The 25365-nt window shown below is 35.8% G+C and carries 20 protein-coding genes; 12 read left to right on the top strand and 8 right to left on the bottom strand.

What is annotated here, in order from left to right; all coding sequences use genetic code 11:
- Positions 1 to 173 precede the first annotated feature (173 nt).
- The 5 genes from JEM65_RS07635 to JEM65_RS07615 all read right to left on the bottom strand — a co-directional run bounded on the left by JEM65_RS07635 (position 174) and on the right by JEM65_RS07615 (position 5474).
- A complete protein-coding gene (locus JEM65_RS07635; protein WP_199598353.1) occupies positions 174 to 836 on the bottom strand; it encodes an ATPase in 663 nt (220 codons plus the stop codon).
- Positions 820 to 1641, bottom strand: a complete 822-nt coding sequence (locus JEM65_RS07630) for a hypothetical protein (protein WP_199598352.1) — start codon at positions 1639 to 1641, stop codon at positions 820 to 822. Before JEM65_RS07630 ends, JEM65_RS07635 begins: the two co-directional genes overlap by 17 nt.
- A gap of 3 nt (positions 1642 to 1644) precedes the next feature.
- Positions 1645 to 1929: a helix-turn-helix domain-containing protein gene (locus tag JEM65_RS07625; protein ID WP_199598351.1), complete on the bottom strand. Its 285-nt coding sequence runs from the start codon at positions 1927 to 1929 to the stop codon at positions 1645 to 1647.
- 272 nt (positions 1930 to 2201) lie between these two features.
- The gene (locus JEM65_RS07620) at positions 2202 to 3041 is read right to left on the bottom strand and encodes an RteC domain-containing protein (protein WP_199598350.1); all 840 of its coding nucleotides are present in this window, start codon (positions 3039 to 3041) and stop codon (positions 2202 to 2204) included.
- Positions 3042 to 3068: 27 nt separating this feature from the next.
- Positions 3069 to 5474, bottom strand: coding sequence for an aminotransferase class I/II-fold pyridoxal phosphate-dependent enzyme (locus JEM65_RS07615; protein WP_199598349.1), 2406 nt, complete (start codon positions 5472 to 5474; stop codon positions 3069 to 3071).
- A 247-nt stretch (positions 5475 to 5721) separates the two neighbouring features.
- On the opposite strand from JEM65_RS07615, the gene JEM65_RS07610 reads away from it, so the two are divergent.
- The 4 genes from JEM65_RS07610 to JEM65_RS07600 all read left to right on the top strand — a co-directional run bounded on the left by JEM65_RS07610 (position 5722) and on the right by JEM65_RS07600 (position 8080).
- On the top strand, positions 5722 to 6102 hold the full coding sequence (locus tag JEM65_RS07610; RefSeq protein WP_199598348.1) for a DUF7793 family protein: 381 nt from the start codon (positions 5722 to 5724) through the stop codon (positions 6100 to 6102).
- A gap of 53 nt (positions 6103 to 6155) precedes the next feature.
- On the top strand, positions 6156 to 7115 hold the full coding sequence (locus JEM65_RS07605) for a helix-turn-helix domain-containing protein (protein ID WP_199598347.1): 960 nt from the start codon (positions 6156 to 6158) through the stop codon (positions 7113 to 7115).
- 90 nt (positions 7116 to 7205) lie between these two features.
- On the top strand, positions 7206 to 7655 hold the full coding sequence (locus JEM65_RS23070; protein ID WP_368856059.1) for a MauE/DoxX family redox-associated membrane protein: 450 nt from the start codon (positions 7206 to 7208) through the stop codon (positions 7653 to 7655).
- Between the two features lie 119 nt (positions 7656 to 7774).
- A complete protein-coding gene (locus tag JEM65_RS07600; protein WP_199598346.1) occupies positions 7775 to 8080 on the top strand; it encodes a DUF6520 family protein in 306 nt (101 codons plus the stop codon).
- A gap of 93 nt (positions 8081 to 8173) precedes the next feature.
- Here JEM65_RS07600 and JEM65_RS07595 read toward each other — a convergent pair whose 3' ends face one another.
- The 3 genes from JEM65_RS07595 to JEM65_RS07585 are packed head-to-tail and all read right to left on the bottom strand — an operon-like array spanning position 8174 to position 15436.
- Entirely contained in the window at positions 8174 to 11032 is a 2859-nt protein-coding gene (locus JEM65_RS07595; RefSeq protein WP_199598345.1) for a M16 family metallopeptidase, read from the bottom strand.
- 16 nt (positions 11033 to 11048) lie between these two features.
- Positions 11049 to 12443: a RagB/SusD family nutrient uptake outer membrane protein gene (locus tag JEM65_RS07590; protein WP_233530570.1), complete on the bottom strand. Its 1395-nt coding sequence runs from the start codon at positions 12441 to 12443 to the stop codon at positions 11049 to 11051.
- A gap of 11 nt (positions 12444 to 12454) precedes the next feature.
- Positions 12455 to 15436: a SusC/RagA family TonB-linked outer membrane protein gene (locus JEM65_RS07585; RefSeq protein WP_233530569.1), complete on the bottom strand. Its 2982-nt coding sequence runs from the start codon at positions 15434 to 15436 to the stop codon at positions 12455 to 12457.
- A gap of 1011 nt (positions 15437 to 16447) precedes the next feature.
- Between JEM65_RS07585 and JEM65_RS07580 the strand changes: the two genes are divergently transcribed.
- The 8 genes from JEM65_RS07580 (at position 16448) to JEM65_RS07545 (ending at position 25350) form a co-directional block, all read left to right on the top strand.
- Positions 16448 to 16807: a helix-turn-helix domain-containing protein gene (locus JEM65_RS07580; protein WP_199598342.1), complete on the top strand. Its 360-nt coding sequence runs from the start codon at positions 16448 to 16450 to the stop codon at positions 16805 to 16807.
- A gap of 213 nt (positions 16808 to 17020) precedes the next feature.
- The gene (locus JEM65_RS07575) at positions 17021 to 18622 is read left to right on the top strand and encodes a PIN-like domain-containing protein (RefSeq protein WP_199598341.1); all 1602 of its coding nucleotides are present in this window, start codon (positions 17021 to 17023) and stop codon (positions 18620 to 18622) included.
- Positions 18623 to 18989: 367 nt separating this feature from the next.
- On the top strand, positions 18990 to 19256 hold the full coding sequence (locus tag JEM65_RS07570) for a helix-turn-helix transcriptional regulator (RefSeq protein WP_306465082.1): 267 nt from the start codon (positions 18990 to 18992) through the stop codon (positions 19254 to 19256).
- On the top strand, positions 19253 to 20485 hold the full coding sequence (locus tag JEM65_RS07565) for a DNA cytosine methyltransferase (protein ID WP_199598340.1): 1233 nt from the start codon (positions 19253 to 19255) through the stop codon (positions 20483 to 20485). Before JEM65_RS07570 ends, JEM65_RS07565 begins: the two co-directional genes overlap by 4 nt.
- The gene (locus JEM65_RS07560) at positions 20482 to 22788 is read left to right on the top strand and encodes an ATP-binding protein (RefSeq protein WP_199598339.1); all 2307 of its coding nucleotides are present in this window, start codon (positions 20482 to 20484) and stop codon (positions 22786 to 22788) included. The genes JEM65_RS07565 and JEM65_RS07560 overlap by 4 nt, the downstream gene beginning before the upstream one ends.
- On the top strand, positions 22785 to 23720 hold the full coding sequence (locus tag JEM65_RS07555) for a response regulator (RefSeq protein WP_199598338.1): 936 nt from the start codon (positions 22785 to 22787) through the stop codon (positions 23718 to 23720). Before JEM65_RS07560 ends, JEM65_RS07555 begins: the two co-directional genes overlap by 4 nt.
- 710 nt (positions 23721 to 24430) lie before the next feature.
- Positions 24431 to 24634 (top strand): helix-turn-helix transcriptional regulator, encoded by a 204-nt coding sequence (locus JEM65_RS07550; protein ID WP_199598337.1) that lies wholly within the window; start codon positions 24431 to 24433, stop codon positions 24632 to 24634.
- Positions 24634 to 25350, top strand: a complete 717-nt coding sequence (locus tag JEM65_RS07545; protein WP_199598336.1) for an ATP-binding protein — start codon at positions 24634 to 24636, stop codon at positions 25348 to 25350. The genes JEM65_RS07550 and JEM65_RS07545 overlap by 1 nt, the downstream gene beginning before the upstream one ends.
- Positions 25351 to 25365 lie beyond the last annotated feature (15 nt).

Raw genomic sequence — 25365 nt, 5'->3', positions numbered from 1 at the left:
GAAACTCAATTTTTAAAAGTTGCGAAGCAATGAATTAAAAATTGTTAGTTGAACTAATCCCGCTTTTTAGCGGGATCCTTGGGTTTTATTCCCCGACGCTCTGCATCGAAATAAAAAAGGAACTTCTACTTGATACCTCGTACCCTTGGGTCGAGGTTGTTCATTAATCAAACTTATTTCCTCTTATCCCCAGCTTTTGTGTCAAAAGCAATCAAGTTAAACAGTTCCCGCATCCGGCTGCGAACACGATTTCCATAGAACTCTTCCATCTCATCAGCACTAAAATTAGTGGTGGCATGCGTTTTTATTCTACGTTTTGATTGCAGATAAAGATCATATCGGGATAAAAGAAGTTCACCCATTACATTGAGATCCTTTCCATAAAATCTTCCGGGAGATTCTATTCCAAGATCATCAAAGCAGAACGATTTTGTGTTTCCATAATCCTCGATGGTCTTAAAACCGAGATGGTTAAAGCTGAAGACGATATTCCTGCATGCGATGATCTCGTATGGTCGTGGCGTAGGCTCAATATGCCGAAGTAATGTCATCAGAGCAGTCTTTCCACACCCTACAGGTCCGGAGAGAAGGATGCCTTTCTCAGGATCGATGTCATCCTTTTTGCAATTCTCGAGATCCTTGATAAAATAATGGCAGAGTTTACGGATGATTTCTTTGTCCTCATCATAAATTCTGAAGTGATTACCAAAGAGGAGCTTTCCTTTTGCATTTAAATAAATTAGAATTTTGTCAAAGTCGTAAAGAACACTTGTACCATCAAAATCGCCGAGTGAATATTCCACGTCATCTTCTATGATTTTAGAGGGGTTGTCCATAATCTTTGGTTTTAGTGGTCCGCAAGTTGTCCTTGTCCCGATATCCATCGGGATGGGACAGTTGATTTTTGTTTGAAGTGTTTTCTTGGGAATACAGCTCCGCTCTGTCCATCCAATTTGCAGCCAAGGCACGCCAATCTCTAATGGTTTTCCCATCGCTGGTTTTCCAATTCCGATTTTCATAGTGCTCGAAGAATTTTTTTCCTTCATCAGCAGTAAAACTTTTTTCTAAAAAAAAATTAATAACGGCCTGCCAGCCCTTTGGTTGTTTTATAATGTTTACTTGTTTGGTATTGTTTATAGTAGATCCCATTTTAAGTCCTGTGGTGGGACTGTAGTGTCCCATGATAGGTTCATAATTGGGACTGTAGAGTTCCGCAACCTGTTCCAATATGGGACTGTACTCCCCTGATATGGGACTGTAGAGTTCCAGAGTCGGTTTATTTTTGGGACTGTAGAGTTCCGCCACATGTTCTAATATGGGACTGTCACATCCCATATTAGCCTCATCATCTGTGCAAAGAATGGACATCTTTATTTTGCTTCCCTTATAAGGACTTTTGGAAGGAAAATATGAAAGATAATTCCATGAGTTTAGGTCGGTCACACACCTATGGTAGCTTGATTTTGAACGGATTTTGGAGGCCGTCATCAAATCCGTTCGATTCACATAGAATTGAATTGCAAACCGGCTACTGTTCCATTCTTGGAACAGTGCCATATACAGACTGATGTGTGGAGGATTTAGACGGTCATCCAAAAGAAATTTTTCATAGGCCGCATTGAGTAGTTTAATGTAATTCATGGCTTAGTAATTTAGGTTGTGCTGCACACGATTTGCAGTCAAAATTTCTTGGATTTCTTCGGCATCATAATAAATGATTCCTCCAACTTTGGTGTAAGGTAAGGTGCCATTGATACGAAGATTTTGTAATGTGCCCGGACTGACCTGAAGCAAGTCCATGACCTCAGATGATTTGAGGTATCTTTTCAATTTCCCTTTAGACTGTTTTGTTAAAAGGTTTTTAATGTCATCGAGCAGTTCCATTTTGAATTCCCGAAGATCGTCGGTGGTAATAATACTTGTTGGCATAATAACATGGTTTTGTAGAAAGGGACTATCGCATTGCTGTCAATCATTTTGATAGCCCCTGACTTGATTTGACTTTCGTTCTACAAATTTGAAATGTATTGTTGATGAATCATCAATAGTCAGTCCCAAGGTGGGGTGGTTTTTTCAAAATAAAATTTGAGTCGTTTTGGTATTGGAAGGTGAGGAAAGAGAAGGTTTTTGACGCCAAATGATCTTAAAGTAAATGGAAGGTTTGAGGGGTTTAGGATTCCCAAGTTGGGCTTACCTATGGATTATTCGTCTAAATTTTCAAACCTTCTAATTAGGGAGTCCGTTAATTTGTTAATGAATTTAGTTTTACTGGATTTCCGCGCCCTGATTTCAATAAATGTATGGTAATAGTTACCAAGTTCAATGTTGAACAACTGCTCAAACATGGAGGCCAGCTCTTTAATGTCAGCAGTGCCACTGTTGATAGCGCCGCTGCTATGCAGGGCGTAGATCAGTTCAATTAATTCTGTTTTGCTTCCTGTCCAAAAAAGTTTTGAGGATGACTGCTTCATAGGATTGTTATAAGTATCAGTATTGGTCTGTAGCTTTTCTATTTCCTGTTGTAGGTAAACAATCAACATGTCGTAGGCAATTATGGTGGCCACGGTGGTGTCCTGACAGGTAGAAAACTGTTCGTCTATAAAAAAATGGTAGGATTCAGTTGGGAGGCGTAGGTCTGATTTTCCACGGACAAAGTATTGTTCATCCAAGGTTGTCGCACCTCTGCGATAATAATGATAAAATTCTAAGTTGTCATTAAAGAAAACCTGTAGCTTATCAATGTGGTTATTTAAATACTTTATTTGAAATTTAGTACTACTCCGTGGACGTTTGCTCTCTATATTGAAGAGTCGCACGTAGTAGATGAGCCTGCTGAAAATTTGTGGCTTAACATGCTTAAAAAAGCTGATCTCTTCATTTTTTGAGTCAAACCCTTTTTCAATGACCTCATTTCTAAGGCGCTTGATGCATATTTCTGTTTTTGCGATACGATGCTCTGCTTTATATAAAATATCATCAGTCTCAAATTCCAAAGATTCAAGATTCGATTCAAATTCTGATATAAATTTTTGGTACCTCATGTCTATGTATAGCAATATCTTTTATTACTATCGGGATTCCAATAATCCCATAAGTTCGAGGGTATAATTGTCAGAAGTTTGGATGTATGCATATTTTTCTTCCACAACGGCTCCGAGTTTTCTTTTTTCAAAAGAGGCCGTCATGCCCAGATCAATGTATTGAAATTTCAATTGAATAGCTCTTTTTAGGGTTTGATACAGCAATTGGCGATAGGTCTGGTAGGTCTCAAGATTGTCATAGTCAATTCCTACCAAGGAAGGCACGTAGGTTTGGCTGCCATTATTTTTATAGCAGAACATGACCCCGATAATTTTCGTCCGATTTTCAGGTTCTCTAATGATTATGAATTCCCAGTTCGGATTTTCGGACATATTTTCAAATAGCTCAACAGGATAGGAAAATGTATTCAAGCCCAAATTATTCTTGCGTACGTTATCGTACAATTTTTTCACCTGTTTTAGTTGGTTCGTATCCAGTTTTTTTAGGAACGAGATGTCCAAAGAAGGCTCATAGGCCAAAATATCCTTTCTGAGGTGTTTTTTACTTCTTGAGGAAAGTGTCGCCGTATACTGCTCAATAGAAGCGTTATGCCCTAAATCGATTTTACAGGAATTTGGCATTTGGACCCTGACAAAGCCCTGCCCTTGGAAATAGCTGTGCAATTTATCGTTCTCTTTAAAATCTCGGAGGACAACCATTTTGGAATTCGAACTCTGTTCCAGATGTTCTAAGGTTAGCATAAACCTATTGAGGGCTTCGGTCCTTAAGGGATGTGCATCATCCACATAAAGATGGTTTCCTTCTGTAAACAGACAGCCCAAACTTAGTACATTGGAGGTCATGTGGTACGGATCTAATTTTCTTTCGGCCTCTATAATCTCTGAGGCGGTACTATTGGCGAGCATATCATCCTTCCATAATGATGCGGATATTGCAGCGGCCAACACTGGCGTTTTTTGCTGGTCAGTAATGATCAAATACCAAAAGTTCCAGTTGTTTTCTCTTAGCGGATTGTCGGAAAATGTGTTTTCGAGAAATAAAAGGCCGTCCCAATCTTGGACTCCAGATGTACCTACTAACCTGTTCCAGGTCTCTTTGTCAATTTTTGTAATGGAATTCTCCAATTGTACCGTTAAATTATCTTCAGACCTATTAACAGGTTTTATCTTGGTCTCTAAATTGAATGCCTGATACACACGGCTCATATTGGTGTGCGTATCTTCTATCGCTTTTGGCAGATGGTAGACCATGGCATCAACCAAGGCTTTAATTTCCTGATGCTGGTTATGTCTGGATATGGTTATTCTTACCCCTGTATTTTTTACGGGCACTGCGGGAAACAGACCTAAATTCACGTAAAAACCTTCCTTCATTAAGCGATTGACAAAGTTGTAGCCAGTTTTTGGCATCCCCGTACCGATAAAGAAAACTGGCGAATTATTTTTATCTATGAGCGGTAAATTGGTCTGTTGCACCAACGCGTTAAAATATTGAATTCTCTGTTTTAAATCGTTTTGGAGGCTATAGATTTCAGGGTTTAAATGAATCTCAGCTGAGGCTGTAGCAGCTGCCACGGAAGCAGGTTCCAATTGGGCCGAAAAGGTTAACGGTCCACCAAAGGTTTTGATCTTGTGGTACATTTTTTTGTTGCAACAGACCAATACCGATCCGCTAGCTCCAAAGGTTTTGCTCAGGGTTCCGAACAGCAACATATTTTCAGTAAGCTCATTGATTTCGCTCATCACATAGCCCGTCCCATTTTTTCCGATCCAGCTCATGCCGTGCACATCATCGAAATAAAGAAAGAGCTGGGGATATTTTTGTGCGAGATAGGTGAGATCCTTGATAGGTGCAAAATCGCCATACATGGAATAGATGCCATCCGCCATATACCAGATCCTTTGTTTGCTATTGGCATAATACTTTATTTTGTCTTCCAGCATGTTCAGATCATTGTGCCTGACCATAGCAACGGGAACACTTCGTGTCTTTAATATTTTTGCCGCACTTTGGACGCTCCAATGCACTTGATGGTCCAATATGATGGCATCACGATCGTCAACAGCGCTTGGGATGACACCCATATGGCCTAAGGTGCTGTTCTTTGTAATGACTACGGGATTTTGGTACATCTCGGTAACTTTCTCCTCCAACTGCCTATATAGCGGATTGGAAATATAGGATTTGGACAGTGGAAATTGCGTGCCGTACCGTTGGATGGCACTTATTGCCGCCTCTTTCAATCTAGAATCCTGTTCCAGTCCTAAATAGCCTGTAGTCCCAAAATGGAATAGGTCTCTATTGTTAAGGCCAATGGTGCGTCCTGAAAAGCTTTCTCCCTCCGCGTATAAATGGAGGACGCCTTCATCTATTGCATCTGTAAATACATCGTTTACAGTGTCCAAAAAATTGTTGTGCTTAATTTTAGCCATAATGAACTTTTGTAAAATTTTAAGACCTAATTTAAAGTAATAGAAGTCACTCTTTCAAGTTCTCCTTTAAACTACACCAAAACTGTACAATAAAAAACATACACCCCCATAAACATGAAAATAATCCCTTACAGAATAGAATTAATACCTTCCAGAATAGTTCTGTACCGGTTTAACGATATTGTTGCTCTTTTTCTGTTGAAATATGCTATATTATCCGTTATTTTATCAATAATTAATAGAAGTTGTGTTAAATAGTTTAGAAAATGATTATGCAAGCTATCGTCTAAGGAATGGTATCTTATACTTTGAGTATAAGGAAAATGTAATCGTAAATTTGGAAGAAGCTATTAAAATAGTGGATGACCGATTGAAACTTCAAGCAGGTAAATCATATCCAATTTTGTGCAATACCAGAGGGATAAAAAGTATGGACAAAGATGCTAGGTGGTATCTGGCCACGGAAGGGTCACAACTTGCCATAGCCGTTGCTTTAATCAGGAACACCCCTTTGTCCCGTTTATTAGCGGAGATGTATATGTTGGGCAGTGTACCTTCGGTGCCTACAAAAATAGTGGACAATGAAGGAGAGGGATTGGAATTTTTAAATAAGTACTCCTCCTCTTAAAAGAAACGAAAATTCTTTTCTGAATATAGTTGTTATTCATAAAAACCTGTATTATGGAACATATAGGAGATATGGAGAGGCTCCATAAAGTTTTTCAATTACTAATTGAGATAGCCCTCGGAAATTTCAGTTATCGCATAGAACGTACCGATAAGAAGGATGAATTAGAAGCATTGACGGCACTCATCAATATAGTTGCCGAGGAATTACAGAGTTCCTTCTTACACTTGGGGTATGTAAGCTTACAAGAATCCTATATGCAATTGGTGCATATGGTCTTTTTATTGGACGAAGATTATTTGGTTGTGTATATGAACCAAGATGTGCAAAGGTTTTTGAGACTTAAGGAAGACGAGCTTATTCATAGTCCATTTACTAATATTATACATGAAGACTCCTTAAAAGTCTGGAATGAACAAGTGGTTCATTTATCAAATGGTAAGGCTGGTGAAACAGAATTAAAGCTAGATTTTAAAAATAGTAAAGGACTAAAACATTCTGAATATTGCAAGGTTATAATTTTTCCAGAAGATTCTCATAGTTCAGCGCGTTTAATGATTATCACCTCCAATGTAACAAATAATAAAACAAGGCTTGAAAATAAACTAAAACAAAATATTTTACAGAAAATCCATCAGCCTGCCACAAAAAATGAACGGAGAAAGGAAGGGAAGTTTAGGTTAGAGGATATTAAGATCATAAGGGCCATTGGCACCTATATTCGTCATCATCCAGAAAAAGAAATTTCATCCCTAAGGGAACTGGCGCTTAATTTTGGAATTAATGAGTTTAAATTAAAGAGAGGGTTTAAAGCGACCTTTGGTATGACAGTATTTCAATTTTTAAAAAATGAACGACTTAAGAATTCTCATCTTTTTGTAAGGAACACCCAGGAACCTTTTAAACGAATCGCATATCAGAATGGTTTTAAGAATGCTTCCCTCTTCACCCGTGAGTTTAGGGTACGGTATGGTTATACCCCAAGTGATTTAAGAAAACTTTCCCAACAATAATTTTACAAAATATTAAGTAATCCCTTACAGAGCAGCTTTTATCCCTAACGGATAATTTGGACGCTCTATCTTTATGGTATTGAATATTACATGAATTTAATTAGCATGACATTGAGGGTTAAACATAAACGGGTATTAACAGAGATCATAAGCTTGATACTAATATTACTGTTTGCATATGCAGGGGTGACTAAATTTTTGGAGGGGAAAATGTTTTATAATAATATCAGGAATTCCCCAATTTTTGGTGGTGAGACTATAGCGACAATTGTGGCAATAGTTATTCCGGTTGGTGAAATTGTTACTTCCTTTTTAATTGCTTGGCGAAGGACTCGACTGATAGGACTCTATGGAGCATTAGTGCTTATGCTCTTATTTACAGGATACACGGTGACCCTACTTTTTTTCACCAATACTGTGCCTTGTTCTTGTGGAGGTATTATATCTCTTTTGTCATGGGAGCAGCACTTGATGTTCATCTTGGTATTGCTTCTGTTGACTATACTAAATATTGCAATCTCAAAACCCATTGAAAAATAACATTTAGATAAAATAAGAAAAATGAATAAAGAAATTTTGTTGCGCTACAAAAGCAGGGGTAAGACCGAAAACCTGAATAAGAGAGTAGGCCATTTGTATTAATTTAAATTATATATATCATGAAAAAATTGAAAATGATTTTACCGATGCTGGCCTTTTTATTGGCCATTGGAATGTCTTTTGCATTTGTGGGAACAAGTGCAGAAAAAGACTATTACACTGAAAAATTCATCTTAGTAGAAGCTCCCAATGGTTGGGCTGCAATAGATGTTGAATGTGCTCCGCAAAACGATGAATGTACCGTAATATTTTCCGGAGATCCACAATCAGAATATAGGGTTTATAATTCAAAAAATCTCGGTGACCCGGCAGAAGGAGATGGACAATCTATTTTATTAAATGGTCCAGTTCCAGATCCAGAATGATTTAATCTTTTAAATGGGAGTGTACTCAAGTACACTCCCTAAATTATTTTACTTATCTTATCCAATAATAATTACATTGACTTTAGAATGCCATTATTGTACTGCTTTGGCAGATAGCATCTTAAATTGGAAAGGGCTTACATTTAATAATCTTCGTGCCATATTTCTTAAATCTTCCCCTAAAAGGGATTTTATATATTCCTGCTCTTCTTCTATGCTATGCCATGGCCTCCCTAATTTATAATAATCATATAACTTTTCGGAGATAGCATTTTTTTCGTTCTTTTCCAATTCCAAGAAACGTATCGCTGTATTTTTATATTCGTCTAACAGCTCCGCATCAATAGTGTTGTTATTAAAGGATTCCACGAATTGTTTCACTACTTTAATTAGCCGGTCTGCATCCTCTTTGCTGCAACTAAAATCAACAATAACCTCGTTGAACACACGGGATTTTTGAAGGTTCAACCATACTGAGATGTTATAGCTTCCCCCTTCTTCAGAATTAAATCGCATCTCTTGCATTATTGAAAAGTTCATCAAAAACTGTAGTAATTTTAATTTTGCTTCTTTTTTCCAATTTAAATCTTCGGTATTGAGCGCTGAAATATATCCCAGTTGCACCTTTGCTTCTTGCATGTAACCCGTTGACGGCATGGATGTTTTAAGAGGTTTTGGTAATGTTACTCGTTTTGTTGTTAAATGGTTACATGACATTTCATCTATTTTAATAGGTAAGTTTCCTAAATACTTCTGGCTTAGGGCCAAAACCTTGTTTTCAGGAAAGTTGCCAGTGAAAATGAAAGTGAAATCTCCTGCATTGCCAAAAATTTTATTAAATATTGTGAATGCTCGATCCATATCGGTTTTCGTTACACCTTCTAATGCTTTGGTTCCCTTGGGCAAATAAGTATAGTCTCCCAATATGGTTCTAATCCTTGTTCTAAAATCATCCTTATTAATGCTTTTTAATACCAAGGATGAAGTAGCTTTAAGCTTCCAGTCTTCAAATGCTAGGCTATCGCTATTGGGGCTTGTAAAATATAAGTACACTAGCTGTAAGGCCGTTTCCAAATCTTCTAAAGAAACTGACCCCCTTATTCCTGCTTCATCATACTCAATATAAGGTGAAATCGACCCTTTAAAATCTTTACTATCCAAGTATTTTTTTAATTCAAACTTGTTTAAGCCTCCGACCCCTGAATTTCTCACGATTTCTGCAGAATTTAGAGCGGAAAAGTAATCCTCTTGAGGGTAACATCTTACTCCAGCGGAGGTAAAACCATGAAATCTTATTGAATTTTGTTGTTTAGTATTTTGATTAAAAATAGTATCCAAGGTTTTTAGGACAACTCTTACTCCATTCCCGAATAAATATTCTTTTGTCCCAGGTAAAGGAAGCGATATTTTTTGAATAGCACTTTCCTGTAAGTTAGCTAAAGTTGAAGGTTTTATTAACTCCTTAGGTGTTTTAAGTTTGCTGTAAGGAGCTACAGAAAGCTCATTAGCTTCTGATATCCAATTCCTGAATGTTTTCTCAGAATAGGATAACATACGATGTCTGGGAGGAGCCAATACTATAATATCAATATCATCAGGATCTGTTTTTAAATAGGTCGCTATAAAACGGTTAAATTCTTCAAAAGTTAAATTGGTTACTATTTCTTCTAAAAGTGTCATTCTATGGGGAGGTAATATTATATCATATACAAAATGACTAAGAATGTTATCTGCCCAATAGGGTATTTTGGTAGTGTCCGTTTTAGATAAATAACCAATCAGCTTTTTCTTACCTTCTTTAAATTCTTCTTTCGTAAAACCAGTAGTGCGCAATTGTCTTAAAGTTTGCATCGTTTTCATTAATACCATCTTCTCAGAGCCTCCCTCGATAGTGAAATTTAATTGCAACCCTAATTCCGGGGGGTGTATAAATCTAGAAATTACATTAAAATTAGTATTATAGGCATCTTGGTTTTCAATAAGCCTATCTCCTAACATCTCAATTAAAAGTTTCCTTTGTTGCTCATTTTTTAAGATTTCCAGCCCATCTTCATTCAACGTCGTCTTCTGTCTCAGATTAAGTCGCAAATAAACGGTTCTGCTTTTGGAATTTTCAATCAAGTAAGGATGCTCAAGGCTAATAAATTGTGGAGGAAGGTTTCTGTAATTACTATAATCTATGATAGCTGAACGTGGATTTTTAATTGGTTTATCTCTGGAGAATTTCAGTTTTATTTCTTTTTCCATCTCATCCACATCGTCCATATCCCCAACAACTACGATGGCCATTAAATCTGGACGGTACCAATCCTTATAATAGCGCTTAAGTGGATCAATCGAAAATGAATTTATATATCCTACTATATCTTTAGGAGTCTCTGGACTTCTTCCTATCATACCGCTTTCCAATCCATTTATAACGGCACTTGCCCTAAAACGTCCCCTATGTGCCAATTCATTATTGATTACCGATCGTTCACTATCAACATATTCTTCTTTTATTTCTAAATCCCATATGATATCTTGAAATAATTGAAATGCAATATCCCTTTTTTCCTGAGTGTACGTTGATTTTATATAATATTGCACGAAATTGAAAGAGGTGTTTCCGTTAATTTCACCCAATTTCAACCCCAAACTATTAGCTTTTCCCATAGTCATATGTTTACCTGCCTTAAAAGCTACATGCTCCAAAACATGCTGTAACTCATACTGATCTGGATCTAAAAGAGCTGATCCCGCCTTTACCACTAATCGCATATCAATTTTGGATGAGCCATCTTCTGCATCTTTAATGTAATACGTAAGCCCGTTAGATAATACTCCATGACGAATTTCAGGGTCTAAACTGACCCTACCCGTAAAAGTCGAGGAATATATGGGAGTTGAGCCCCATAAGAAGCTGTGTACGAAAATTATTAAAAGACTATATTTTAAGTTTAGATTCTTCATAGTAGTGATGTAAATTTTAATACCCATTATTTTGTGTCAGATTTGGATTTTTATTGATCTCATCTTCTGGTATAGGGTATAAGAGGTCTGTGTCCTGCCAAGAAGATTTTTTATTACTTAAAACTTCTGTAGCTATTCCTGTCCGTTTAAGATCTAACCATCGGTGTCCCCATTCTGAAAACAACTCCCGATTTCGTTCCTTACTTATTGAATCTAATAAAGCTTCCTTTCCAATATCGGGAGCACTATCTGAAATCAATTGAAGATTGGCCCGTTTCCGTATTTTATCCAAGTCTACTATGGATTCTGTTAATTTTCCCAGCTGCGCGCGAGCCTCGGCACGAATAAGATATTGTTCCGCAAGTCGCATAACCATATTATATTCAGTTATTATTCCTTGACTGTTATTTTTATATTTGAATGGATAATAAAACGCTTGGTTTTCGGTATCAAATTTCCCAATCCAGTGTTTTAATCTCAAGTCTTCGTTATCATAGCTCTCAATAATTTCAGATGATAGTGCTACCGGTTGTTGTGAATTCGGGGGTGGGCTGGTTAAAATAAATATTCGTGCCTCGTTGGTTATAAAGCTCAAAGCGCCCCTTCCAGCTGGAGAGAGCTGCCAAATACTCTCTTTGCTGTTCACAAGGAAAACTTCATTCAGATTTTCTAATAGAGTATAGTTATCAGAACTGTCGATGACCTGATTACTAAATGTTTCCGCATTCTCCCAATCTTCCACAAAGAGGTATGTCCGGGCCAATAGAGCCATGGCCGTGAATTTATTGGCCCGTAAACGCTCGCCGTTATCAAAGTTAATATCCAAAACAGCTACCGCACTTTTCAAATCGTCAATGATAAGTTCGTAAACTTCTGGCGTGGTATTTCTAGATGCCAGGGCATTTACCCGATAATCTGTAGTTTGTATTAATGGGACATCCCCATATAAATTAACGAGGTAGAAATACACGAACGCACGAACAAACCGTGCCTCGGCCATTAGCTTATCTTTCATTTTTGTTGTGACCCCTTCAGACATTTGGAGCCCATCAAGTACGGCATTACACATATAAATAATTTTATATGCACTAGACCAGAGGTCTAAATTGTAGGAGTTGGTATTCAAAATTTCATTTTCCCCAAACTCAATCATTGCATAGTTCAATGCTGTTGTCCTTAAGTTATCTCCAGATAATCCAGCAAGCATAGTAACTGAACGAAAATTACCATTGGAAAAATCAGCTTTGAATAATTCATTATAAATACCTACTACAGCACTGTTTGCTGTAATGTCATTGCTGAATACCGTTTCGCTAATAATCTTATAGTCAGGAACTTCTACGGAGACAAAGTCTTCACAAGAGGTGTGGAGTAGATACAGACTAATTAGTATAATGTATTTATATTTCATGTTTTTAGATTTTATAGATTTACTTGAATTCCGCATGTTATGGTCCTTAAAGGCGGGACGGCCCTACTTCCTCCTTGAGGGTCTAAGCCTCCATACTTAGTGATGGTAAGTAAGTTTTGTGCGCTTACGAATACCTTTGCTGAAGTTAGCTTCAGTTTTTCCAGAATATCTTGAGGTAACTGATATGACAGAGAAATGTTCTTAAGTCTTAAAAATGAGGCGTCTTCTATTGATATAGAACTGTTTGAAGCATTGCTTGAAGACACTAAGGCAGAAAACGATTGGGATACTTTCTGGATATGCTCACTGTCCCCGGGGTTTTTCCATGCATATAGGAATTCCACAGGTTTGTTTCCCAAAAATCCTGGAGGAGTTGCGCTAAAAATATAGCCCAGATTATTCTGTTTAATGTATTCGAACAGAAACTGTAATGAAAGACCCTTATATTGAAAATGGTTGCTTACCCCTCCATAGTACTGTCTGCCCATGTTCTTTATCACCACACGGTCATCATTATTATACCTACCATCTTCATTAATATCTACAACTCGATAGAAACCTGTTTCTGGGTCAATTCCGTCATATTGATAAAGCTTACGGATATTTAATGGGTACCCAACCTTGTATCTGTTGGTATATGAGGTTTGGTCGATATTATCAAACGCTACAAGTTTATTATCCGGAAAAGTCATATTTAAAGTAGTCTGCCAAGAAAAATCTCTATTTGTGAAATTGATAGAAGAGAGCTGTACTTCCCATCCCGTATTTTGTACCAAGGCAGGCAAATTGGCCTGGACCGATGTAAACCCAGTAATTGCAGGAAGCGGATAACCTACCAATTGATTGGAGGAGCTGTTTTTATACCAGCTTACTTCCAGATTGATCCGGTCTTTTAAAAAGCCAAGTTGTATGGCGGTTTCAAGTTTTTTGTTGATTTCCCAAGAATAATCTGGATTGAATAATTGTGTAGGGTATAGGCCTCCAGGACCATCTGTAGTTTCATAAGCATCTAAATAACCATAATCACCAATCTGGTCACTTCCCGTGGTTCCGTAACTCCCCCTTAGCTTTCCAAAGCTTAGAAAGGAAATATGCTCCCGAATAACTTTTTCTTTCGAGAATATCCAAGCACCTCCCAAAGCCCAAAAATTTGAGAACCGCTTATCTGGTCCAAAACGAGAGGATCCGTCCCTTCTGCCCGTGATGTTGAGAAAATACTTTTTGTCGATATTCAATCCAAAACGTCCAAATAAAGCGGAATATCTGTAATGTATATTATCGTCAGTTAAGACTCGTACGTCATCTGCCGCACCAAGATTTCCCATTAAACTCTTATCTGCATATCCACTCCCTTCTACAGCAAAATAACTATTTTTGTTATCCTGAAAAGTTGCGCCAACCAGAGTGTTGATTTCAACCTTCCCCTCAACCATATCATAGGTTATTTGGGGTTCTGCAATCCATGATTGCCTATAGGTTTGGCTTTGTATGGCATTTAGTTTTATGTAATCCCATCTACTTGGACGATTAGCTTCTTTGAAAAACCTAATTTGCTCTTCACTATTTAATTTAGAGTATCCTAAATTAGCTTTTAAATTAAGGCCTTTTAGGATTTTATAAGATAGGCCCATGTTGGCTAGAAGGTTATCCGTTTTAATATCCTGTGGCTGTTCCAAAACGGCTAAAGGATTGTTTCCAACCCAATTGTCCCAATTCAAACTACCGTCTTCTTTGTAAATAGCTGGGGCATTGGGAGGGGTAGTAAGTGCACTATTCACAAAGTTGTTTCCAAAAAATAAAGAATTGTCGTCCACTCCATAATTTACAGAAAGATCAAGTAGAAATTTATCATCTTTAGACCGGTGGTTAAGATTAAAGTTAGCCGTGAGCTTATTGTAGTTGAAATTATCTGGGAATACAGAACCTTGATTATGATAAGAGCCTCCTATAAGGTAAGATGTATATTCATTACCACCGGACAAGCCAATATTGATATTTTTCATTAAAGCCGTTCCTCCAAATAACACCTCTTGCCAATCTGTATACTGGTTTTGGTCCCATAACATCAAATCTGGTGCAGTAGCTTGAGTTGGGGTTGCCCCATCATTTTCAAAAGCCTTTTTTCTCATGGAAATGTATTGTGGCGTATTTAGCAACTTCACCTTATTGGCAACTTCAGAGACCCCGGAAAGTATATTTATTGACAAGGAGGTCTTTTTATCCATTGACCTCCTTTTTTTAGTTGTAATCAAGACTACTCCATTGGCTCCTCTAGAACCATAAATAGCGGTGGCATCAGCATCTTTCAGGACTTCTATGCTCTCAATATTGTTAGGGTCTATTGTGCTCAGTGGGTCCAATCCTGATAAGCTAGTTAATTGACCGACACTATTTAAAGGTTCAGAGTTAAGAGGGACTCCATTGACGATAAAGAGTGGATAATTACCATCATTCCGCAAGCTGTTGGTTCCACGTATGCGTATGCTAGGGGCTAATCCTGCAATTCCACTGCTTTGCTCAACTTCCACGCCAGCCATTCTCCCTTGCAAAGCTTCTAGCGGACTCACAATAGGTAGCCCCTCAATATCCTTAGCAGTAATCCGCGCAATACTCCCCGTTTTCTCACGATCCGTAGTGGTGTAATAGCCGGCATTGATCTGTACCTCGCCCAGGGCAGTAGCGTCTTCATACATGATGATATTGATGGTACTGCGGTTGTGGATGGGGATGGTAAGGGTGGTATAGCCCAAATAGGAAATTTGAAGGCTGTCCGTTGGTTTGGCAGTAATGGTGTAGCGCCCGTCAAAATCAGAGACTACACCCATGTTGGTGTTTTTTATAATAACATTGGCGCCAGAGATGGGCAATTGCCCATCGGTAACCTGGCCGGAGACCAGCAGGTCTTGGGCAGAAAGGGTCAGTGAAAGGCTTAGGAAGAAGAGACAGCAGGCATATATACGCCGCCGCCTACACAAGTTATGATTTTTTGTCATAGTTTTGTAATGGTTAAAGTGATACATTTATGTTAACTTTTGGCCTGCTCCGACGTCGTCGAAAACTGGGAGCGGGTCTTTTTTTTGGTCAATTTATAGATTGACCACTTTATTTTTTTGTAAATTTTATGTCATAGGCATCTATATTAAGTGATAAGGGAAGCGGGGCCGCCGGCATTAACCAGATCTCCATCAACCGGCAGCCCTTTCCCAAAAGACTAAATCCAATTGCTCGCCATGTTGCACTATTTGTTGTAGTGCCGCCATTTCTTAGGGATGGAGGATTGCAGTTGGCCATAGCGAGGTATTTATAGCAAGCTCCATTTGTATAGTATCAGTTATGAGGTGTAAGCATAGGCAAATGAGTTGGTTTTAAAATGTTAGTATTGTTTTGTAAAAGCCCTTTCTGTCCTATATTTTAGGTAAAACCTCAAAACATTTGGAAAACGTTAAGATTGATACTACTTTTAAGCTGTCGCGTTTTAAAATAAGCACCAAACTGGGTTTCTTCCAAAAAAATAGGGAACCTAGGGCGGTTTTGGATGTTGTGATATTTAGGTGTCACACCCTAATGTTACAGCATCCCTTGTAAGTATGATTTTTTGAAGCCATTTTTCTTTTTAAGAAAGTAGTAAAGACTACTGGCTAAAAACAAAAAATCGTTCTCACAATTGAAATTATGGAACGATGTTTCGGAAGTATGAAAATTTCTTGCATAAAAAGCAAGGAGCGGTCTCACACTTTCAATCCGTGGGTGTCCTAATACCCTACAATAATGAAATTATTGTATGCAATTGAAAGCATACGTGAAAACCACTCACATGCCAATACAAAAGTATAAAACTTTTTGACATGGAGCGATTTCACGATACTCTCGTCTGCTAAATAGGACTTTACGGAACGAGAAATCATCGTTTAATTCCCGTTTTAAGGGATATTATCAAATCGCTATTACAAATATAACAATAATATTCATTTATCCAACATGTTGGATATAATATTTTACTATGAATGGAAAAAATATTGAAATTTCAAGTTACTCAATTCGATTTTGATCTTATAAATCACGTAAAAGGACTAAGAGAAATAAAAGGGTTAACTAAAGAAGATTTAAGTATGAAAATGGGATTGGCAAAATCTTTTGTTGGAAATGTTGAATCCTACACTCAACGTCACAAATACTCCACACGGCATATTGCATTATTAGCAAAAGCATTTGGATTTGAGAAAATTTCAGACTTAATGAAGTTTGTTACCCCAAAACATGATAAGATAATAATAACTGTAAAACAGACCATGAACAAGAGTGGTTCTAAGGTTATAAGAAGTGAAGTGGTGAAGATTGAACCGTTTTGTGTAAATAAAGGGTGATTAAAAGAATATAGGGAAGGTGAGATTTTAGTATTTTGACTTAATAGTGTACTATACTTTATAAGACAAAAACCATTGTCAGGAAAACAAAATATCCGTTTGATTTTTAAGAAAATATAAAGGATACATTGAACATATGTTTGATATATCTTAAATTGGCAGTATAATGAACATAATGTTCATTATACAATTGTTAGGCATCATTAAAAAATAATGGAAGACTCAATATTTAGATTAACGGAAGAAGAAGAAAAAGAGCTTTTTGAAAAAGGTCACATTGTCTTTGACTCTTCAGCTCTATTGAGTTTCTACGGATATACCGAAAGAATCTCGGAAGAATATTTTAATAAGGTTTTTGAAACGCTGAAAGGGCGACTTTGGTTACCTGCACAGGTTATTTATGAATTTGAAAAAAATAGAGAAAAAGTCATTACCAAGCCAAAAGGAGCGTATCTAAATCTTTCTAAGAGTAACGGAACAACGGACGGAGGATATTTAGAATCAATTCAAAACGGCATTGACCTAATTAGGAAAAACACAAAATCAATACAAGGTCAAATAAAAACTCTTGCAGAAAGAACCATAAAAGATGACAAACACCCTCACATTGGTCAAAAAAATATTGGAGAATTTAAAGATATCCTGAAAACGTTTGAGTCCAATATTGAAATATTGAATGAAGGCTATGACAATCTTCTCAATGACACACAAAATCAGATAGAAGAGAAAATTAAAGAATTAGATGAGAAATCGTTATCTGATAATTTTAGAGAACGATTAGATAAATATTTTGAACACGGAAAGCCTTACTCATATGAAAAAATGTTGGAGATTATTAAAGAAGGGCGATTTAGATATGAAAACGAAATACCACCAGGATACGAAGATGAAAAGAAAAAAATAGGTTTTCAAAAGTACGGTGACTTGCTGCTATGGTTTCAAATTATTGATTACGCAAAAGACAAGAACAAACCAATAATATTCGTCACGAATGATGTTAAAGTTGATTGGTGGCAGCAAGATGGTGATGGTCAAACGAGCGATACACCAAGACACGAACTATTATTTGAGTTCAAAGACAAGAGTAAACAAAAGGTCTGGTTTTATACAATTGACAGGCTCATTTTTAAGTCAAATAAATACTTAGACACCGAAGTTTCTGATGAGATTATCGAGGAAATCCAAAACGTCAACATAAGCAACATTGACCAAGAATGGCTCGAATTACTGCAAGACGCATTAGATAATGAAGAAGACGTAAGAGCTAACCATAGATATAAATACAAAGGAAAAGCACTTGGGACTTGGCTCACTGGCACTGCTCAAAGGAACAAGGAAGGCAAAAAACTTGAAATAAGTGCTGAAATTAAAGAGATTGGATTTGATTATAATCTTAGAAAAAGGACTCCTGAAGCATCAACAAAACGATTCATAAGGCAACTAATCTCAGATGAAGATCCTTTGAAAGTGAATTATCAGAATTGGTTTAATAGTGTTATCGCACCTAAAAAAGATGATTTGAGCGTTGGCACAATCGAGCATTTAAATCAAGTTTGGGAGCTCAAATTTGACGAAGAAAGGTATTGGGATATTCCTTCAAAAATTAAGGATCGAGTTGACGATTGGAAAGAATTCAGATACGATTCTAAAGATAATCCTAGAGGCAAATGGTCAACTAATGATAGAGAAATGGGCGATTTATATACTTGGGTACTAAAAAGGAAAAAGTACTCCGACAAAATGGAACTAATTTTAGAAAGGTTTAGCCCGCAAGAAATAGAAGAATTAAAAGCAGAAGGATTTCCAATAGAATAACGAATGCCTAATAACTAAGATTCGGCTCGCCGCACCTGTCCCGCCTTAGCGGGGTAGGCCATAGCTGCATACTGTGTTGACGCATCCGGTTGGTCTGCCGTTTAAGGGCATAATGATGGATAAGAAATGGACCTTGGATTCTTTGTATGAATCAGGTACATTTGAGAAAGATAAACCAAAATAGCATGGTGTACATAGGTGATATATACGTAACTCCTCGTGTCATATGTTATATATACACATGTTCTCTACAAGCTTAAGCCAACGCTCGAAACAGCACATTCATTTTTCCCTAACGCTACAGCCAATGCTGAAAAAATAAAAGAGCTGTTTTTGCCTTTGCGCTCGGAAAGATTCCAAATTAAGTATGTTTTATTTGTATAAGTTAATATATTTGCGTAAAACACAATTAAATTTGGTCAGAGCACAAATGAATCGAATAAAAGTTGCATTAGCAGAACGAAGGCGAAAAAACAAATGGTTAGCTAAAAAATTGGGAAAGGACGAGTCCACAATTTCTCAATGGTGTACCAATTCTAGACAACCATCATTAAGTAGCCTTTATGAAATAGCTGATGCCTTAGATATTGACATAAGAGAACTTTTACATCCAAATAAAGCAATATCTAAATGAGCAGTAAGAATAAATACATTGACCTTTTTGCAGGCTGTGGTGGACTTTCACTAGGCTTATATAATTCTGGTACCTGGAAAGGAAAATTTGCAATTGAAAAAAACGAGGATGCTTTTAAAACACTCAATCATAATTTAATTATTGAGAAGAATCATTTCGAATGGCCTAAATGGCTTGAAAAGAAAAACCACGACATAAACGATATCATTAGTAAATACAAAAAAGAATTATCCTCACTAAAAGGAGAAATAGATTTAGTTGTAGGTGGACCACCTTGTCAAGGATTTTCAACTGCTGGAAAACGAATAGAAAATGATGAAAGAAATAATCTTATAAAATCCTACATTAAATTTATACGATTAGTTCAACCTAAAATAATATTCTTTGAAAATGTCAAAGGTTTCACTCAAAAATTTGATAAAAACAAACAAAAAGGAAAAGTCTATTCTGAATACGTGAAAAGCGCATTGCGCTATTCTGCTAAAAATGGAAATTATTTAGGTTATAAAGTTGAAGGTAAGTTAGTAGATTTCTCGGATTTTGGTATTCCACAAAAAAGAACAAGGTTTATTTTGGTTGGTATTAGAAAGGACATTTCAGAACAAAATAATCCAAAATCATTTTTCGAAATTCTCAGGAATGAGAGAGAACAATTTTTAATTAATAAAGGAATCGGCCTCAATAATTCATTGGAAGATGCTATTTCAGACTTACTTAGAACCAATGAAGTTATATCCCCAGATACAAAATCTTTTAAAGCTGGCACTTATAATAAGGCGAACTCAGATTACCAAAAATTTCTACGTGTTAATTGTTCAAATAAAATTCCTGACAGTCATCGTTTTGCAAAACATAAAAAGTCAACGGTTAAAAAATTTGAATATATTTTAGAAAATGCGGATAAAAACAAAACTTTATCACCAGATATTAAAGAAAAGTTTAATCTTAAAAAAAGAACTCTAATTCCTTTGGCAGGACACACACCAACACCAACTATCACAACTTTACCTGATGACTATATTCACTATTGCGAGCCTAGAATTTTCACAGTTAGAGAATATGCTAGAATTCAGTCTTTTAATGACTGGTATGAGTTTAAAGGTAAATACACTACGGGAGGAAAAAGAAGAACGCAAGAAGTTCCTAGATACTCACAAATTGGAAATGCTATACCACCATTGTTTGGAGAACAATGTGGTAGAGTTTTAAATACATTCGCGAATTTATGAGTAAAGAATATTTTAGAATTAGTTCAGGTTTAAAAAATCTCATTGGTAGCGAATTAATTACGGATAATTTTGTGGCTGTTTTTGAATTGGTTAAAAACTCTTTCGATGCCAGAGCTTCAGAAGTTTTGATAACATTTGAAGATATCAATTCAGATAACGCAAAAATAATAATCCAAGACAATGGGAAAGGAATGGATTACGATGACCTCATAAATAAATGGTTATTTGTAGCTTACTCAGCAAAAAGAGATGGAACAGAAGATATTTTAAAAAAGAATAAGGATTTAAATTATTACGCAGGTGCTAAAGGAGTTGGTAGGTTTTCGTGTGACAGACTTGGAGATTTTCTAAATCTTATTACCATAAAAAACGAACCGAAATCTAAAATCGAGAATATTTTCGTTGACTGGAGAAAGTTTGAGAAAGACCAAAATAAAGAATTTATTAAAATACCTGTTGAACACAAGATTTTAGAAAAAACAAAGTATAAGATTGCAAGTGGAACAATTTTAGAAATCAGCGGTATTAATCCGGATGAATGGAATCGTGACAGCCTTATAAAGTTGAAAGATAAATTATCCAAACTTGTTCGCCCAGACCTTAACAAAATTAAGAAAGAAAAACCTTTCAAAATAACATTAAATGTACCTGATGAAAAAGATACTGACCTTGCACTGATTGCTAAAAATAAAGCTAAAGGCGAAGGTTTTATCTATAGGAATACGGTTAACGGGATAATCGAGAATTTTGTGTTTGATGAACTCGATATTAGAACTACGAAGATTATTACAGAAATTAGTTCAAATGGCGAGGTAGTCACTACAAAATTAGTAGATAGAGAAAATATATTATATCAAATTGAAGAAAAAAATAAATTTAAGTTTCTTAGTGATATTACCATACAGCTTTATTTCTTGAATTTTTCAGCAAAGAACATTTTCAAAAGGAAAATTGGTGTTTCAGCGGTAAATTATGGAAACCTCTTTGTTTATAAAAATGGGTTTAGGATACTACCATTTGGAGAACCCAGAGATGATTCGTTTGGTATCGATGCAAGGGCTTTGCAAGGTTTCAGCAGATACATCGGTACAAGAAATTTAATCGGTCAAGTAGAAATATTTGGAGACAATAGCAATTTACGAGAAACGACAAGCCGTGATGGAGGTTTAGTGAAAACAAAATCTTATTCTCAATTGATTGAATACATATTCGAAACTTTAAAAAGACTAGAAAAATATGTCGTAGAGGTTACTCAATGGGGCGTAAATGATGATGATTTTGAAAAATTAAATACAAAAGAAATAAAGGAAAAGTTAGTTAAATTAATTTCCAACATTGCAGATGATAAAACTTTACTTAGCCTAGATTATAATTCTGACATAATCAATTTGGTGTCTGACCAACAAGAAGGAAGTGCTAAAAAATTAATCAAGAATTTTAAACGAATTGCATCAGAATCCAATAGTCCAAAATTACTTAAGGACGCAAAGAGATTAGAAAAGACACTAACATCAGCTTTAGATGCTAAAAAATCTGCTGAAAAAGAATTAGCGACTACAGTTGTTGAGAAGAATAAAATCGAAAATGAACTTGAACAACAATTAACAGAAAATCTATTTGCCAAAGCTGATAGAGGAACAGAAAAAGATGACTTATTAAGTATACAGCATCACATATATAGGCACTCTGCTCAACATATTACTAAATATATTGATGATTTAGTTACTTCCATAAATAAAGACGAACCAAAGGATAAGCTGTTGGGTTTAATCAGCAAAATTTCTTTTGAGAACAAAAAGGTTATTACTCTATCTAAGTTTGTTACGAAGGCTCAATTCGACACGACAATTACAAAAATCAAAGCCGACTTGATAACTTTCATAAATGAATATGTTATAAACGTTTATCAGGAGTACAAGCATTTGATGATGAATCATCAAAACTTAAAAATTCAAGCTGAAAGACCTAAAGATTTTGATTTTATTTTTCCATTTAGACCTATTGAGATAATTATCATTTTAGATAATATATTAAACAATTCTATTAAAGCTAAGGCAACAGAAGTTAAGGTTAATTGGAAAGTTGTTAACCAAAAAGAAATTGAGTTACATATTAAAGACAATGGTGTTGGAATAGATGACAATGTAAAAGATAAAATATTTGAGCCACGCTTTACGACAACCAACGGCTCTGGATTAGGCCTATATCACACAAAAGAAGTTGTTGAAAAATTAAATGGAAAAATAACTGTCAATAACGAAATAGATAACGGCGTTGAGTTTATAATAACTTTCAAAAAATGAAATTAAACTACAAAATACTTTGGATTGATGACCAAATTGAAGACTACATCGATATGGGTATTAAATCAGAACTCGAAATATATATTGATTCTTTAGGCTTTATTCCTACTGTAGAATGTTTTGAAAATGGTAACCTCGCAGAGCAATCGATTCAAGAAATCAAATACGACTTAATTTTATCCGATTATAATATTGAAGGAGGAGATGAACAAGGAGATATATTAATCCAAAAGATTAGAGATGGTGGTGTTTTTACAGAAATCTTATTTTACTCAGCTCAACCTGATTTTGATACAATTGCAAAAAATTTATACAGAGATAGAGTTTCTTTCTTTAGTCTAATTGGAGATGAAAGCTTTAAAGGTTTTAAAGACAAGGCATTTAACTTGATTAATCATACTGTTGCGAAATTACAAGAACTAAACAGTATTAGAGGTCTAGTAATGTCTGAGACAAGCGAACTGGATAACACAGTCGAAGAAATTCTTTTATCCTTTCTGACAGCTGATAACGAGAACTCTCAAACATTGAAAGATTATATCTCAAAAATGATAGTCGATTCTGCTAAAAGTAATTTGAAAAAAGCTGAGAAGTTTAATGAACTAGAACCACAAGAAATGATAAAAAGTCGAATTTTCGATGCCGATAAAAAATCTAGGGCAGTAAATAAAATGGTTTCTTTAGTTGGAGCAGACGGAGAAAAATTTGAGAATTTTTACACGAATTATAAAGCCGATGTTTTAGATACTAGAAATGACTTAGCACACGCAAAAAGTGATGTGATTGACGGAGTTGAATATTTAATTATTCACAGAAAAGGGGTCGAACATCCAGAAAAGTTCAATCAAGAACAATGTATTGCGATTAGAAAGAATCTACGTAAACATAGAGATTTGTTAAGAACAATTCGTGAATTAATAATCGGAAAATAAAAAGCCAACGCTACGAGCCATACACATTTACAGTCGCGCCATCCAAGCTTCACCCAAACTGTAAAAGAGTATGTCTCTGCCAACGCTCAAAACCAATCTGAACGCAGAAAGCCAGTAGAGAATAACTAAGAATTCGGCTCGCCGCACCTGTCCCGCCTTAGCGGGGTAGGCCAGAGCTGAATTTTGTGTTGACGAATCCGGTTGATTTGCAGTCTATGGGTAAAACGTTGGGTTAAGGGAAGGATACTTGGAAGTTGTGCTGTTTTGGGCGGCCAAGTAGTATTGAACCTCTTGTTCTATAACTTGTTAAGTACTTTTTCATGTGGTTTGAATTTAGGATCACTGGTTTTTACCGTTTAGTTATAAAGTTGGGGCTTATTTGGCCCCCAATTAGTTGGGAGTGCCATTTTAGATTTCAAATTTATACATTTGAGATATGAACTATAAGAAATGGACCTTGGATGCTTTACAGGAATCGGGTATATTTGAAGAACGACAAACGGAAATGGCATGGGGGTAGATAGGAGGTATATACGTCACTCTATGTTATATATACACATGTTAGCTGTAAGCTTAAGCCAACGCGCAGTCAAGCACATTTCATTTTTCTTCGTGCCTCAAAAAATAAAAAGAGCTTGCCTTTTGCCAACGCCACAAATAATATTGATAATCCATAAAATGTTAATATATTTACACAATATGCAATCTATATGAGCGAAAAAGTCAATATTAATCGGTTGAAAGTTGTATTAGCAGAAAAAAACCTGAGCAGTAAATGGTTAGCTGAACAATTAGAAAAAAATGAAACAACAGTTTCAAGGTGGTGTACAAATGATGTTCAACCACCAATAAAAACATTTTTGAAAATTGCTAACGTATTGGAGGTTAAATTAACAAATCTATTCAACGACTAATGGAGAATTTAAACACAAATAAAATTCCATTTAAAGTCTCCGCAAGAACTGCAAGATTAATCGGACGAGAAAACATTGCAACATCAAAAGGAGCAATAATTGAATTAGTTAAAAATGGCTATGATGCTGATAGCAAAGTTAGTGTTGTTTATTTTGATAATAAATACTCTACCTTTTCGAATGAAATTAATGAACAGCATTATAATGAACTTATCAATAGAGGAATTGAAGAATCTTTTATTTTAGAAATATATGATTTTCAAGAAGATGAAGAGTTGTATACGATTAAAAGTGAAGTTGACGACAATCAGAAAAGTAAGTTTAAATTATCAATTTCTAAATTTTCCACACTTTACATAATTGACTCTGGCGAAGGAATGACTCAAAATATTATTCGTGACCATTGGATGACAATTGGAACGGACAATAAAGCAAATAATATTTTTACAACCTCAGGTAGAGTAAAATCTGGAGCTAAAGGTATTGGTCGTTTTGCATTAGACAAATTAGGAGCTAAATGTGAAATGACAACTATATTTAATTCAGACCCTAATATTCACGAACCTGATACAGATGTTAACGGTAACCCAACTGGTTTTAGTGGTTACAATTGGATAGTCAATTGGGAAGATTTTGAGGGCGATTACAAAACAATAGATTCAGTTGGAGCAATATTGACAGGATTTAATGCTAATAATTTAAAGCAAGAGATTTAAGTACATGACAAAAAA

Source organism: Gelidibacter salicanalis (genome assembly GCF_016469035.1).
Classification (GTDB): Bacteria; Bacteroidota; Bacteroidia; order Flavobacteriales; family Flavobacteriaceae; genus Gelidibacter; species Gelidibacter salicanalis_A.
The sequence above is the reverse complement of the archived record's forward strand: the minus strand, read 5'-3'. Positions and strand labels throughout refer to the sequence as shown.

Excerpts from the sequence above, each read along its gene's own strand:
- JEM65_RS07565 (WP_199598340.1), top strand. The coding sequence starts at position 19,253 with ATGAGCAGTAAGAATAAATACATTGACCTTTTTGCAGGCTGTGGTGGA.
- JEM65_RS07545 (WP_199598336.1), top strand. The coding sequence starts at position 24,634 with ATGGAGAATTTAAACACAAATAAAATTCCATTTAAAGTCTCCGCAAGA.
- JEM65_RS07595 (WP_199598345.1), bottom strand. The coding sequence starts at position 11,032 with ATGAAGAATCTAAACTTAAAATATAGTCTTTTAATAATTTTCGTACAC.
- JEM65_RS07560 (WP_199598339.1), top strand. The coding sequence starts at position 20,482 with ATGAGTAAAGAATATTTTAGAATTAGTTCAGGTTTAAAAAATCTCATT.
- JEM65_RS07630 (WP_199598352.1), bottom strand. The coding sequence starts at position 1,641 with ATGAATTACATTAAACTACTCAATGCGGCCTATGAAAAATTTCTTTTG.
- JEM65_RS07580 (WP_199598342.1), top strand. The coding sequence starts at position 16,448 with ATGGAAAAAATATTGAAATTTCAAGTTACTCAATTCGATTTTGATCTT.
- JEM65_RS07620 (WP_199598350.1), bottom strand. The coding sequence starts at position 3,041 with ATGAGGTACCAAAAATTTATATCAGAATTTGAATCGAATCTTGAATCT.
- JEM65_RS07555 (WP_199598338.1), top strand. The coding sequence starts at position 22,785 with ATGAAATTAAACTACAAAATACTTTGGATTGATGACCAAATTGAAGAC.
- JEM65_RS07600 (WP_199598346.1), top strand. The coding sequence starts at position 7,775 with ATGAAAAAATTGAAAATGATTTTACCGATGCTGGCCTTTTTATTGGCC.
- JEM65_RS07550 (WP_199598337.1), top strand. The coding sequence starts at position 24,431 with ATGAGCGAAAAAGTCAATATTAATCGGTTGAAAGTTGTATTAGCAGAA.
- JEM65_RS07625 (WP_199598351.1), bottom strand. The coding sequence starts at position 1,929 with ATGCCAACAAGTATTATTACCACCGACGATCTTCGGGAATTCAAAATG.
- JEM65_RS07605 (WP_199598347.1), top strand. The coding sequence starts at position 6,156 with ATGGAACATATAGGAGATATGGAGAGGCTCCATAAAGTTTTTCAATTA.
- JEM65_RS07575 (WP_199598341.1), top strand. The coding sequence starts at position 17,021 with ATGGAAGACTCAATATTTAGATTAACGGAAGAAGAAGAAAAAGAGCTT.
- JEM65_RS07590 (WP_233530570.1), bottom strand. The coding sequence starts at position 12,443 with ATGAAATATAAATACATTATACTAATTAGTCTGTATCTACTCCACACC.
- JEM65_RS07570 (WP_306465082.1), top strand. The coding sequence starts at position 18,990 with ATGTTTTATTTGTATAAGTTAATATATTTGCGTAAAACACAATTAAAT.
- JEM65_RS07635 (WP_199598353.1), bottom strand. The coding sequence starts at position 836 with ATGGACAACCCCTCTAAAATCATAGAAGATGACGTGGAATATTCACTC.
- JEM65_RS07585 (WP_233530569.1), bottom strand. The coding sequence starts at position 15,436 with ATGACAAAAAATCATAACTTGTGTAGGCGGCGGCGTATATATGCCTGC.
- JEM65_RS07615 (WP_199598349.1), bottom strand. The coding sequence starts at position 5,474 with ATGGCTAAAATTAAGCACAACAATTTTTTGGACACTGTAAACGATGTA.
- JEM65_RS23070 (WP_368856059.1), top strand. The coding sequence starts at position 7,206 with ATGAATTTAATTAGCATGACATTGAGGGTTAAACATAAACGGGTATTA.